This window comes from Gaoshiqia hydrogeniformans (assembly GCF_049347105.1).
GTDB lineage: Bacteria > Bacteroidota > Bacteroidia > Bacteroidales > Prolixibacteraceae > Gaoshiqia > Gaoshiqia hydrogeniformans.
The window spans coordinates 3,083,480-3,095,489 of sequence record NZ_CP186334.1 but is presented as its reverse complement, the minus strand read 5'-3'; the positions used below and the strand labels follow the sequence as shown (position 1 = coordinate 3,095,489).

13 protein-coding genes are annotated in these 12,010 nt (G+C 42.8%); 7 read left to right on the top strand and 6 right to left on the bottom strand.

Annotation, left to right across the window (positions count from 1 at the left end; genetic code table 11):
* Positions 1–31 precede the first annotated feature (31 nt).
* From ACOIT5_RS12480 to leuB, 4 genes are read left to right on the top strand one after another with little or no spacing between them, the layout of a single operon-like run.
* Positions 32–391 (top strand): four helix bundle protein, encoded by a 360-nt coding sequence (locus ACOIT5_RS12480; protein ID WP_423126491.1) that lies wholly within the window; start codon positions 32–34, stop codon positions 389–391.
* Positions 392–434: 43 nt separating this feature from the next.
* Positions 435–1,019, top strand: coding sequence for a 3-isopropylmalate dehydratase small subunit (leuD, locus tag ACOIT5_RS12475; RefSeq protein WP_423126490.1), 585 nt, complete (start codon positions 435–437; stop codon positions 1,017–1,019).
* Between the two features lie 6 nt (positions 1,020–1,025).
* Complete coding sequence (locus ACOIT5_RS12470) at positions 1,026–2,600, top strand: alpha-isopropylmalate synthase regulatory domain-containing protein (protein ID WP_423126489.1); 1,575 nt, start codon at positions 1,026–1,028, stop codon at positions 2,598–2,600.
* 21 nt (positions 2,601–2,621) lie between these two features.
* A complete protein-coding gene (gene leuB, locus ACOIT5_RS12465) occupies positions 2,622–3,686 on the top strand; it encodes a 3-isopropylmalate dehydrogenase (protein ID WP_423126488.1) in 1,065 nt (354 codons plus the stop codon).
* Positions 3,687–3,875: 189 nt separating this feature from the next.
* Here leuB and ACOIT5_RS12460 read toward each other — a convergent pair whose 3' ends face one another.
* Positions 3,876–4,514 carry a porin family protein gene (locus ACOIT5_RS12460; protein ID WP_423126487.1) on the bottom strand — a complete coding sequence of 213 codons (639 nt, stop codon included), beginning with the start codon at positions 4,512–4,514 and terminating at the stop codon, positions 3,876–3,878.
* A 503-nt stretch (positions 4,515–5,017) separates the two neighbouring features.
* Positions 5,018–5,512, bottom strand: a complete 495-nt coding sequence (locus ACOIT5_RS12455) for a hypothetical protein (RefSeq protein ID WP_423126486.1) — start codon at positions 5,510–5,512, stop codon at positions 5,018–5,020.
* 481 nt (positions 5,513–5,993) lie between these two features.
* Between ACOIT5_RS12455 and ACOIT5_RS12450 the strand changes: the two genes are divergently transcribed.
* Together ACOIT5_RS12450 and ACOIT5_RS12445 are read left to right on the top strand one after the other, a co-directional pair.
* Positions 5,994–6,272: a transposase gene (locus ACOIT5_RS12450; RefSeq protein ID WP_423126434.1), complete on the top strand. Its 279-nt coding sequence runs from the start codon at positions 5,994–5,996 to the stop codon at positions 6,270–6,272.
* Complete coding sequence (locus ACOIT5_RS12445) at positions 6,269–7,117, top strand: IS3 family transposase (protein WP_423126433.1); 849 nt, start codon at positions 6,269–6,271, stop codon at positions 7,115–7,117. Before ACOIT5_RS12450 ends, ACOIT5_RS12445 begins: the two co-directional genes overlap by 4 nt.
* A gap of 1,063 nt (positions 7,118–8,180) precedes the next feature.
* Here the strand turns inward: ACOIT5_RS12445 and ACOIT5_RS12440 are convergent.
* Complete coding sequence (locus ACOIT5_RS12440) at positions 8,181–8,648, bottom strand: SRPBCC family protein (RefSeq protein WP_423126485.1); 468 nt, start codon at positions 8,646–8,648, stop codon at positions 8,181–8,183.
* A gap of 5 nt (positions 8,649–8,653) precedes the next feature.
* Positions 8,654–9,139 (bottom strand): SRPBCC family protein, encoded by a 486-nt coding sequence (locus ACOIT5_RS12435; protein WP_423126484.1) that lies wholly within the window; start codon positions 9,137–9,139, stop codon positions 8,654–8,656.
* A 150-nt stretch (positions 9,140–9,289) separates the two neighbouring features.
* Here ACOIT5_RS12435 and ACOIT5_RS12430 point away from each other — a divergent pair, with 150 nt between their 5' ends.
* Positions 9,290–10,270 carry a GlxA family transcriptional regulator gene (locus ACOIT5_RS12430; RefSeq protein WP_423126483.1) on the top strand — a complete coding sequence of 327 codons (981 nt, stop codon included), beginning with the start codon at positions 9,290–9,292 and terminating at the stop codon, positions 10,268–10,270.
* 175 nt (positions 10,271–10,445) lie between these two features.
* Here the strand turns inward: ACOIT5_RS12430 and ACOIT5_RS12425 are convergent, their stop codons facing one another.
* A complete protein-coding gene (locus ACOIT5_RS12425) occupies positions 10,446–10,937 on the bottom strand; it encodes a hypothetical protein (RefSeq protein ID WP_423126482.1) in 492 nt (163 codons plus the stop codon).
* A gap of 421 nt (positions 10,938–11,358) precedes the next feature.
* Positions 11,359–11,958, bottom strand: a complete 600-nt coding sequence (locus tag ACOIT5_RS12415) for a ClpP family protease (protein WP_423126481.1) — start codon at positions 11,956–11,958, stop codon at positions 11,359–11,361.
* Positions 11,959–12,010: the final 52 nt, after the last annotated feature.

Below are 12,010 nucleotides of genomic sequence, written 5' to 3'. Positions count from 1 at the left end.
TTTTCTATTGATTAATGATTATTGATTAGCGATGGACCGATACGAATTAAAACAACGAACAAAGGCATTTGCTCACGCGTGTGTGAAGCTGGCGAACTCGTTGCCGGGAACGAAACTCGGAAATCATATTCAGGGTCAGTTAATCCGTTGTTCTTCTTCAGTTGCTGTTAATTACAGAGCGGTTCTGCTGGCACAATCTGATGCCGCCTTTTCTGCAAAGTTGTCGATTGTAATTGAAGAAGTTGATGAGTCTGATTTTTGGATGGAATTTGCGAAAGATGAAAACTTAATTTCCGAATCAGAAACCATTTCTTTAATGAAAGAAGCGAAAGAGTTGACTGCAATTTTTATCGCTTCCCGAAAAACGATTCAGCAAAAGAACAAGAAATAATCATCTTCAATAATAAATAATCACTTATAAATAATCAATTCAAATGGCTTACGACAAATTTTCAAACATAGTATCACCGGCGGTGCCACTGCCGATCGAAAATGTGGATACCGACCAGATTATCCCGGCCCGCTTCCTGAAAGCAGTTGAACGCAAAGGTTTTGGCGACAACTTATTCCGCGACTGGCGTTACGATAAAAACAACCAGCCCATTGCCGACTTCCCGCTGAACGATGCCAAATATCGTGGTAAAATCCTGGTTGGCGGTAAAAACTTTGGCAGCGGATCAAGCCGCGAACATGCCGCCTGGGCCATCTACGACTACGGTTTCCGCGTAGTCGTTTCCAGCTTCTTTGCCGATATCTTTAAAGGAAACGCCATCAACAACGGGCTACTTCCGGTAGTTGTCAGCCCGGCATTCCTCGAAAAGATCTTCGCTACAATCGAAGCTGACCCAACCACTGAATTTGAAGTTGATCTTCCCTCGCAGACCTTCACCATCAAAGCAAGCGGTGAGTCTGAGCAATTCGAGATCAACCCGTACAAAAAACACTGCCTGCAAAACGGGCTCGACGACATCGACTATCTCGTGAGCTTAAAAACCGAGATTGAAGCGTTTGAAAAATAAACTCAAATGACAGGAGAATTAGTCACGAAAAATAACCAGTTGGTCACCATCATGGACACCACGCTGAGGGATGGCGAACAAACCTCGGGGGTGTCATTTACGGATACCGAGAAGTTGAGCGTAGCGAAAGTCCTGCTCGAAGATGTGAATGTCGACCGGATTGAGATTGCATCGGCCAGGGTTTCTGAAGGAGAATTTAATGCCGCCCGCCGGATCATGGACTGGGCGGCAGAGAAAGGACACCTTCACCGCATTGAAATACTGGGCTTTGTTGATGGCCGCACTTCGCTCGACTGGATTAACCGGGCAGGCGGCAAAGCGCTGAATTTACTCTGCAAAGGCTCCTACAAACACGTCACCCAACAATTACGCAAAACGCCCGAAGAGCATATCGCCGACATTCAAAAATCGGTCGATTACGCTACCGAACTGGGCATTTCCGTCAATGTTTACCTTGAAGACTGGTCGAACGGGATGCGCAACTCCCGCGACTATGTGCATTTCATGGTTTCACAGCTGAAAGAAATGAACATCAAACGGATCATGTTACCCGATACGCTTGGCATTCTTAATCCCGACGAAACCTACCACTTCTGCAAGGAAATGATTGATGCTTACCCGGGTGTTTTGTTCGACTTCCATGCGCACAACGATTACGACCTGGCCATTGCCAACGTGTTTCACGCTATAAAAGCGGGAATTGGCTGCGTACACACCACCGTGAACGGCTTGGGCGAACGTGCCGGGAATGCGCCTTTATCGAGCGTAATTGCCACCGTGAAGGATCACCTGCAGATGAAGACCAACGTCAACGAAAGCATGTTGAACCGGGTGTCGAAGATCGTCGAAAGTTTCTCCGGAATACGCATCCCAACAAACAAACCGTTAATCGGCGAGTTTGTATTTACCCAATGCAGCGGCGTTCATGCCGACGGCGATAACAAAAACAACCTGTACTTTAACGACCTGTTGCCCGAACGTTTCGGCCGCACCCGCACTTATGCTCTGGGAAAAACTTCAGGAAAAGCCAACATCAAGGCCAACCTCGAGGACCTCGGTATTGAGCTCTCGCCCGAAGCGCTGAAAATGGTCACCAACCGGATCATTGAGTTGGGCGACCGGAAAGAAACCGTGACCGCCGAAGACCTGCCGTATATTGTTGCCGATGTGCTCCAGGAAGATATTGAGCAGAAAATTTTCATCAATAATTATGCACTTACCCATGCGATGGGACTCAAACCTTCGGCCACGGTGAGTATTAATATCGACGGAACAACCTACGAGTCGTTTGCCGCCGGCGACGGCCAGTACGATGCCTTTGTGAATGCCGTGAAAAGCATCTACAAACGCCTGAAAAAACCATTCCCGAAACTACTCGATTACTCGGTAACCATCCCTCCCGGGGGAAAAACGGATGCCCTTGTCGAAACCGTGATTATCTGGGAACTCGACCGCGAATTTAAAACCCGGGGACTTGACCCCGACCAGACCGCGGCGGCCATTAAAGCAACGGTACGCATGCTTAACCTGCTTGAACACAAAACAGGCATCGAAGCGAACCCCGAAACTCAAAATTCATAACTCAAAACACATAACCCGTACATGAAACTGAAATTAGCTGTTCTCCCCGGAGACGGAATTGGCCCCGAAATTATTGAGCAGGCCATGAAATCGGTGAAAGCCATTGCCGAAAAATTTAATCACGAGCTGGAATATGAATATGCTTTAACCGGCGCCATTGCCATCGATCAGTTGGGCGAACCTTATCCCGAAACAACGCACGAACTGTGTATGAAATCCGATGCGGTGCTGTTCGGAGCTATCGGCGACCCCAAATTCGACAATAACCCCAAAGCCAAAGTTCGTCCGGAACAAGGACTGCTGCTGATGCGCAAAAAACTGGGACTGTATGCCAACATCCGTCCGGTGGAGACCTTCGAATCGCTCTTGCACAAGTCGCCGCTTCGCCGCGAGTTGGTCGAAGGCGCCAACTTTGTAGCCATCCGAGAACTCACCGGTGGCATTTATTTTGGTGAAAAAGGCCGGAAAGACGACGGCAACACCGCTTTCGACACCTGCACCTACACCCGTGCCGAGGTGGAGCGCATCCTGAAACTGGGATACGAATTCGCCCTGAAGCGTAACAAAAAACTCACCGTGGTTGATAAGGCCAACGTGCTCGAAAGCTCGCGGCTGTGGCGCGAAGTAGCCCAGGAAATGGCGCCAGGCTACCCGGATGTGACTACCGAGTACATGTTTGTCGACAATGCCGCCATGCAAATTATCCAGTGGCCGAAAAACTTCGACGTGATGGTCACCGAAAACATGTTTGGCGATATCCTCACCGACGAGGCCAGTGTAATCACCGGCTCGCTGGGTTTGCTGCCTTCGGCTTCCATCGGCATCCACACCTCGGTATTCGAGCCCATCCACGGTTCGTACCCGCAAGCTGCCGGGAAAGACATTGCCAACCCGATTGCCACCATCCTGTCGGCAGCCATGCTTTTCGAGTACGCCTTCAACCTGGTGGAAGAAGGCAAGCTGATCCGCGATGCCGTTGCCGCGTCGATGGCCGAAGGGGTGGTCACTGTCGATATTGCCGAAGGCAAATCATACAAAACATCGGAAGTTGGCGACTGGATCGCCGCATGGATTGCCCGGGCATAAACCAGCAAATTGTACAAAATACGAAAAGGCTTTCCGTTTCCGGAAAGCCTTTTGTTTTGGGTGAGGGTTACCGGTCTGTTCATCCGTTTAAAGGTCAAATTTTGACAAAGCCACAGAATCCCAAGCGCCACGGATATCGTTCCACCTGCTAGCGGCTGCCGGGCAGCGCGCGCCGCAAGAAGTCCTTCGTTACCGCAAATTTTTAATGCTGAATTTTATAAAAAACTGAAGGCTTTGGTTATAACCTTTTAGCTTTATGGTATTAGCATCATCATCCGTAATCCAAAATAAACGATCAGATATTTTTGTCAGTCCATGACTATATCTAAAACCAACATCATACCTATCGAAAATATGATATGTTACTCCTGTTGTGCCTGAAAATTCAAATTTTCTAAATAAATCGGTAACATCTTCCGAACCTCTGTTCGATTTAACTTTTGCATTTATCAAATAATCAATCTCCGGTCCGATTGAAAGAAATAACCCATCTAACAAATAAAAATCTAAAAGACCGGGTAATTGAAGATAGTAGAGGTTGGTTTTGTTGCTATGATCGTTTATATTATCAGACGTCCATCCCTTTTTTATCATCCCGGGTTCAAGTGAAAATCCTAAAAGTTCGTTAAGTTTATAATTTAACGTTCCATTAACGCCATATGAAAAAGTTGACGAAAAAATATCCGCATTACTATCTGTACCAGGGATATTTGTAAAATTTACACTGGCAAAACCTGCGCCGGTCTTAATCCCCAAATCAATGTTTTGAGCGTTCAAATTCATGATTAAAATCAGAATGAATCCGAGTGTAATGAAAGTGATTTTCATGATTCTGGTAAAACAGTTGTTTCTTTATTAATCTTTTTGTTGTCGTTCAACACCGGCTCATCGCCGGAACTTGCAGCCCGCTGAGGGGCTTGTTTTATTGTGTGTTCTCCTTTTATTCTATACTCCAATTTGATATTTTTATTATCTCAATATTTAATCCGAAAGTTTTTATCAGTTCACCTTTTTCAGATTCAGTTGAAACAAAAAGGACTTGGATATCCTCTCTTTTGAATGTTTCATTTCATCTCTAAGGTGACACAACGGTTGGTAGTGGGAAAGGAGCGAGACAACGCACACTACTGCACCCGCAATGCAATTTGCAAATTAGTGTTTCTTATTTCTCTCGTTATAACTTGTATCCAATCGAAACTTGAACTGTACTGTTTCTATATTTTAGTCCTGGATTCTGGTCTTGCACAGCAATATTTCTTAGCCCCTGTTCAAATCCGACACCTAAAATAAATTCTGGAAAAACGAGGGTTTTTCACGTTTGACTAATTATTTCATTCAAAACAATATTTTGACACGTATCCTTTAAAACCTTTGTATTCTACATAATAATAATTCTCTAATTCAGTTTGCTTATTTAAAATTTTAGCATATGTTTTACTATAAACTTGTATTATTCTTTTCATATCCTTAGTATACAATATTGTACCAGTATTGACTTTTGAATATCCCTGTCTTATTAATTCATCTATTCTTTCTTTTTCTTTCTCAAACCTTTGTTGTTCTTCCAGTTTTTCTCGTTCAATTCTTTCTATATTTTCTTTTTCCTTTTGTTCTTTAGTATAATATTCTGCTAATAATTCATTATAAATCTTAAGATACTTAACCTGTTCAATTGAATTATATGTCTCTTTATGGAATAGGTTGACATGATAAATTGTGTTTTCTTTTTGCTCTTCCGACTCTATTACTAATTTCACTACATAGTTAATACCTTCATGAATTGAATAAATTCTATTTTCTTCTATTCCACTATCAAGTGTTTTCATTTTATAAGTATTCACGTTTGCTTTTATTGCGCTGTAATAATCTTTATTGTGAATTTGATATGAAATAATATTTTGCTTTCCAGAGCCATAATATAAACTGAACCAGCCAAGTGACTTGCCGCCATAAGACTTACCAAACGCCCAGACTACCACACTATAGTTGCCATAATCACCTTGTTTTGAATGGCTAAATTCCCAGCCTTTCGTAACTAAGTAATCATTTATCTCAATAAAGGATTTTTTTTTGAAGATTAGTTAATTCGTCAAATCCTATATCTTGAGAAAAAACACGACAAAATAAAAGCTGTAGAAAAATTGAAAAAAATATTTTTTTCATATTTAAGAAACCCTTAAAATTTTATTTTTCACATAACGCTTTCGCTTCCAACCATCCGATTTAAGATATTCATTCCTGTAATAGTATAATTACCCCCAAATTTAGGACAACAGAATTAATTTGAAATTATTAAAATTGTTGTCTATGAAAAGCAGAAGGAAATTTACAGCAGAATTTAAAGCCAAGGTGGCCGTCGAAGCCGTGAAAGAAAGGGAAAGCATCGCGGAACTGGCCAAGCGTTATGATCTTCATCCCAACCAGATCACCAACTGGAAGCGGGAGTTTTTAAATAAATCCTCAGTTGTTTTTTCGGAAGGATCAACCAAGGGTGACAAATCGGAAGACAAGGAAAAGCAGAAGCTGTACGAGGTGATTGGCCAGCAAAAGGTAGAGATTGATTTTTTAAAGAAAGCCTTGTCATGAAAGCCAGTCCCGCAGAGCGGCGCAAGATTGTTGACAAGGCCCGCCACAAGCTCAGTATCAAGCGGCAGTGTGAACTGCTGGGCATTCATCGTTCCGGGTACTATTATAATTTACAGGAAAAGCAAGAAGATGCCTTCAACCTTGAATTGATGAAACTGATCGATCAGCATTACCTGAAACATCCCTATATGGGAGTTCCGTCGATGACCCAATGGTTGGTCCGGGATATGGGGTTTCAGGTCAATCATAAGCGGATAGCCAGGTTATACCGGTTGATGGATTTGTCGGCAATCGTTCCGGGCCCGCATACCTCAAAAGGATGTAAAGAGCATAAGAAGTATCCCTATTTGCTGCGCAGCCTTGTCATTGAGCGGCCCAACCAGGTTTGGGGGATCGATATCACGTATGTTCCGGTCAGGCATGGCTATTTGTACCTGGTGGCCATTATTGACCTTTTTAGCCGTTTTGTGGTTGGATGGTCCCTGTCCAACACGATGGAATCCGAATGGGTACTGGAGACGGTCAAAGAGGCTATCAGCCAACATGGCAAGCCCGAAATAATCAACTCAGACCAGGGCAGCCAGTTTACCAGCGAGTTGTACACCGGTTTTCTGACAGGTGAAAATATCACCATCAGCATGGATGGACGGGGCCGTGCCACGGACAATATCTTTATTGAAAGACTGTGGCGCAGCCTGAAATACGAAGATATTTATCTGAATGCCTATGAAACGGGGCCCGAACTCTATATGGGGCTGAAACGATACTTTCATTATTACAATCAACAAAGACGGCATAGTTCGTTGGCTTACCAGGTTCCAGCAGAGATTTTCCAGGCAGCCTGATGAGTTATAAACAAAAACCAGAGATGTTGACAAAAGAAAAAAGTAGCCAAAAAAGAAAAGGTGTTAATAACCAGAATAACTCTCCGCTTCTCTGCGAGTTATTTCCGGTTGTTAACACCATTGCATCATCATTATCATCAAACTTAGTTTTATATTTATCCTGTCCTAAGGATGGGGGGAAGCATATAGTTTCTACGCTGTTTTCGTCTTACATTGAATCCCCACCTCTTAAATGCAAAGATGATTACTACAATAATAATTAAAAGTAAAATCTGATATTTCATCGTCAAACTTCTTTTTCAACATTCATTTTACTTTTATTGAACGCTACATCATTTACTTAAGCTGACAAACAACTACCAAATATAATTCGACTGCCTTTATTTCTCCCTTATCAATTTCGCAGAGGTGCATTTATATCGCCAATTGGGCATGTATTATACAGCGTGGCTGTAAATTTTCTGTTTCGCTCCCCAAATTACAAAACTTGACGTAATAAATTTTACTTATCAACTAATTTGGAACCAATTTAAAAAACAAGTGATTGGAGGGCGTCATCCCGGGTTTGTTTTCGGGGTGGCTGTCGTTAACCGCGGGGCCACATCGGGCAACCGATGCTGAAACAAGTTCAGCATGACAGCGCATCTGCAATAAACTGTCGTTCCGCTGCGACCTGCGGGGATTTTGAACCCGGAAAACAAAGGAATCGGGGTAAGGACTTTACCAAGCGGCATGAACGGGTGGCGTGGTTTGTAACCGCGCATTCAACAATCGCCGGTTAAAAACCGGCACACCGGATCCGGGCTGTCTATTGTTTTGCAGGTTCATCTGCTTGTTTATTTTCTTGTATCTTTTGTCCTTCAGACCGGACGGGCCCTTTCTTTCTCCGTAGTTAAAAAGGGAACAACAACCGAACAGGCAGGTGGCGCGATTTGTAAGCGCGCATTTGTCAGCATCGGTTAATCAGCTACTCGTCCGGTCTGTAATTGGATACAACTAGTCGAAATACGTCTAACCGAACAAGATCAACCACAAACTACAAACTGACAATAGTGATGAGCGATCAGCCTGAAGCCTTCGTTTCGTTTTCCTTCGGATCCGGCTGGCCTTTCCCCGTGCTGATCAGGCTCTGTAAGCTCTGCCGGATGTATTGTTCCCAGGCATTGGAACAGGCATCAAAACACTCAATGCCGGGAAACAAACCCAAATGTGTGAAACGAACCTGTACCCGGCGGCCCTGCCGGACAATTTCAAAGCTGATTTTTGTACCTGTCCATTCGTTCTTATCCCGAAGAAAACTCAAATAACTGTCGGTTACCAACCAAACAATTTTTTGATCGGGAATGAGCTCGACTATTTTTTGCCGGGAATAATGCACATCACCGAAACGGACATTAAATTTGTCGTTGAGTTGTTGCGTACTGCCTTCCAGATTCTCCGTCCACCACCGCGATACACGGTTAATACATTCAAATGCTTCGTGTGCCGTGGCATCAACCACAATGCTGGTCTGATAATGTTGTTCTTCCATCAGCGTTACTTTTTGTGTTGTTGAAGCAGTTGTTCGTTAAAGCCGCCTTCTTTCGGGTTCGGCTGGCCTTTGCCCGTAGTGATCAGACCGTGCAAACTATCGTTGATGTAATGGGTCCACGCGTCCTTGCAAATATCATAACATTCATATTCGGGCGTTAAACCCAGTTGTGTGAATCGCACCTGTGTTTGACCGGTTCTTCGGCTGATCTCAAAAACCATTTTATTGCCCGTCCATTCGCCTTCGTCTTCGGTAAAGTTAAACCGGTTCTCCAGGACAAGCCAAACAATTTTTTCGTTTGGAACCACCTCGATCAGTTTTATTTTCGAAGTGTGAACGTCCCGGTAACGATAAATAAACTCGTCGTGAAGGTTTTCGGTCGGGCCTTCAATTTCTTCCGACCACCACCCGCGCACATGAACGATGCCCCTGAATACCGCTTCAGGTGTTTGGTTAACCACGAAGCTTGTCGTAAAATTTGTGTTTCCCATTGTTTTTGTTGTTCTGTTTTTAAATCGCACTGTCAGTTACAAAGCTATTGCCTTCAGGAGAAACAGGCAGAGTGCAAAACGGACTTTGTAGCGGGTTGATTTGGACAGTCTGAATTCCTATTTTTACAAAAACAAACAAATGTAGCAGCCATGAAACATCTTACCATTCTGGTTCCCGACGGACAAAACAACCTGAGCAGCATCGTGGGCGCCTATAAAATATTTACACGGGCCAATGCTCATTGGAAGGAAAACGGCCGGGACGAACTGTTTAAAATCCGGTTGGCAGGTATTTCGGAAGAAGTTGAATTTTACGATGGACTGTTTACCGTGAAACCTCACACCCACATTTCAGCAATCACGAAAACCGACCTTATCGTTATTCCGTCTCTGAACCACAATTACGCGAATGCTGTAAAAGACAACCAATTGCTGATTGACTGGATTGCCAAACAATACCACGACGGAGCCGAAATAGCAACAATCTGTACCGGGGCTTTTTTGCTGGCCGCGTCGGGCTTGCTCGACGGGAAAAGTTGCTCGACTCACTGGGCAGCGGCAGATCATTTCAGGGGCATGTTTCCGAAAGTGAACTTACAAACCGACAAACTGATTACCGACGAGAATGGAATTTACACGAACGGAGGCGCTTATTCTTTCCTGAACCTGGTGATTTACCTGGTAGAAAAATATTACGGCCGCCCAACGGCCATTTTCTGTTCCAAAGTATTCCAGGTTGAAATCGACCGTCACGGCCAATCCGAATTCATCATCTTCAAAGGACAAAAGATGCACGGTGACATCATGGTAAGAAAAGCACAGAACTATATTGAAAGTAAACTCCACGAACAAATTCCGGTTACGCAACTATCGTCCATGTTCGCCGTCAACCGGCGAACTTTTGACCGCCGGTTTATCCGGGCCACCGGAAACACACCGGTTGAATATGCCCAGCGGGTACGGGTTGAATCAGCCAAAAAAGCCTTTGAAACCAGCCGAAAAACCATAAATGAAGTCATGTATGAGGTCGGCTATTCCGACATCAAAGCCTTTCGCGAAGTATTCCGGAAAATTACCGGGTTGTCTCCACTTGAATACCGGAAAAGATACAATCGGGAATCGCTGGTTTGACCAATTGAATTTCCTGTCAGCCTTGACTTTTTTTTTGCTTTTGGCGTTGACACAAAAAAATAAATCCCATCCCGGAAGGACATAAGAAGCAGGGCTGACACCTGGACAGATCGTCTCTCCACCTTAACCTCCGTTTAGTATCCATATTAAACTGATGAATCTCGACTATCTGTTTTTATTCATTCTGTTTATAGTCAATATTCATTTTATCACAATATGAAACAAGTTCTGTTAACATGGCTAACCATTGTTTCTGGGTGAACATACAAATCACCTTATTCTCTTTATCATACACAAGTGTGTATTTAAATCCTAATTGTTTCACTGTCTTTACTTGTACACCCAAAATATGAGTTAATATTTTATCCTCATTTTTATATTTTTCTGAAAACTGGTTAATTTCTGTCAAAAATCTAAAAGTCTCGTTTGCATTTCCTTTGAAATATTCAACTTCATAAACGCCTTTGGTCCAGTCATCAAAATAAAGTTGATACCCCCATAATGAAAAAGTACTGATACTAACATCATTAAGCGGCTCAATTACTTTCCAATGTGAGAGATATGTTTCTGTTAGTTTATCTGAAAATATCGTTTCGAGTTTATAGGTTTGCGAAAATAGATTTGTAGAAATAATACAAATAGCTACAATTGGAATTATTCTTTTCATTTCGTAACGTTTTTATTAATCGTTTCATTTATTGCTTTTTCGTTTTTGCTTCATTGACCATTAAGAAATCCGTCTGAAAATTTCGTAACGACACCTTTTCGTTTATCAGGGCAATTTGATCGTCAGAAATATTGATATGAATTGCCTGGTCCCGATGTTTAACCCGGTCGAGACAGATTTGGCTGTCGGCATAAACACCAATGGTTGTTACGAAAAAGTCTTTTTATTCACCTGTTTATTCAATTGGCAGATTGTGCAGTTTCAAGAATGAAAGCTTATCCCAATAGCCACGTTGAAAAATAATCTTTCCGTTTTGGACATGAAAAAAACCGCAACCACGAAGTCCGGTTGAATGCATCAATCCATTTCGGTAAAACTTCCTTTACTGTCATTATAATTGCGGTACTGTTATGGCGCCGGATTATTTCAGTTCATACAGTTTATCAACGATTCCGTATTCAATTGATTCCTTAGCGTCCATCCAGTAATCTCTGTCAAAATCCTTATAGATCTGTTCGGTCGTCTGATTACAATTTCCCGCCAGAATATCTGCTGCAATTTCCTTTGTTTTCATAATCTGCTTTGCCTGTATCTCCAAATCGGTTGCACTCCCCTGTAATAACCCGATGCCGGGTTGATGAATCATGACCTCTCCCAATGGATAAATATACCGCTCTCCTTTTTGTCCTGCTGATAATAATATTGAGCCCATCGAAGCTGCCAGGCCCATACAAATCGTCGAAACCGGTGACGAAATCAGATTCATGGTATCTAATATTGAAAAACCCGAAGTAACAACACCTCCGGGGCTGTTGATGAAAAAATCGATCTTTTCGCCGGGTTGAATTGACTCTAAAAAAAGCAGTTTACTTACAATATCCTTGGCCGAATCGTCATCAACCTGTCCCCATAAAAATATTTTTCTTTGCTCAAGAAATTTTAAATCTATGATTCTTTGAATGGATTGCTTTTTTCCATTCAAATCAGACTCCTGACATTTGTTCATGCTATTTTTTTTCATAATTCCTCATTATTTAAAGATTGTTTTTGTATATCCGGTTGAGTATGAGCCA

Excerpts from the sequence above, each read along its gene's own strand:
- ACOIT5_RS12480 (WP_423126491.1), top strand. The coding sequence starts at position 32 with ATGGACCGATACGAATTAAAACAACGAACAAAGGCATTTGCTCACGCG.
- leuD (WP_423126490.1), top strand. The coding sequence starts at position 435 with ATGGCTTACGACAAATTTTCAAACATAGTATCACCGGCGGTGCCACTG.
- ACOIT5_RS12470 (WP_423126489.1), top strand. The coding sequence starts at position 1,026 with ATGACAGGAGAATTAGTCACGAAAAATAACCAGTTGGTCACCATCATG.
- leuB (WP_423126488.1), top strand. The coding sequence starts at position 2,622 with ATGAAACTGAAATTAGCTGTTCTCCCCGGAGACGGAATTGGCCCCGAA.
- ACOIT5_RS12460 (WP_423126487.1), bottom strand. The coding sequence starts at position 4,514 with ATGAAAATCACTTTCATTACACTCGGATTCATTCTGATTTTAATCATG.
- ACOIT5_RS12455 (WP_423126486.1), bottom strand. The coding sequence starts at position 5,512 with ATGAAAACACTTGATAGTGGAATAGAAGAAAATAGAATTTATTCAATT.
- ACOIT5_RS12450 (WP_423126434.1), top strand. The coding sequence starts at position 5,994 with ATGAAAAGCAGAAGGAAATTTACAGCAGAATTTAAAGCCAAGGTGGCC.
- ACOIT5_RS12445 (WP_423126433.1), top strand. The coding sequence starts at position 6,269 with ATGAAAGCCAGTCCCGCAGAGCGGCGCAAGATTGTTGACAAGGCCCGC.
- ACOIT5_RS12440 (WP_423126485.1), bottom strand. The coding sequence starts at position 8,648 with ATGGAAGAACAACATTATCAGACCAGCATTGTGGTTGATGCCACGGCA.
- ACOIT5_RS12435 (WP_423126484.1), bottom strand. The coding sequence starts at position 9,139 with ATGGGAAACACAAATTTTACGACAAGCTTCGTGGTTAACCAAACACCT.
- ACOIT5_RS12430 (WP_423126483.1), top strand. The coding sequence starts at position 9,290 with ATGAAACATCTTACCATTCTGGTTCCCGACGGACAAAACAACCTGAGC.
- ACOIT5_RS12425 (WP_423126482.1), bottom strand. The coding sequence starts at position 10,937 with ATGAAAAGAATAATTCCAATTGTAGCTATTTGTATTATTTCTACAAAT.
- ACOIT5_RS12415 (WP_423126481.1), bottom strand. The coding sequence starts at position 11,958 with ATGAAAAAAAATAGCATGAACAAATGTCAGGAGTCTGATTTGAATGGA.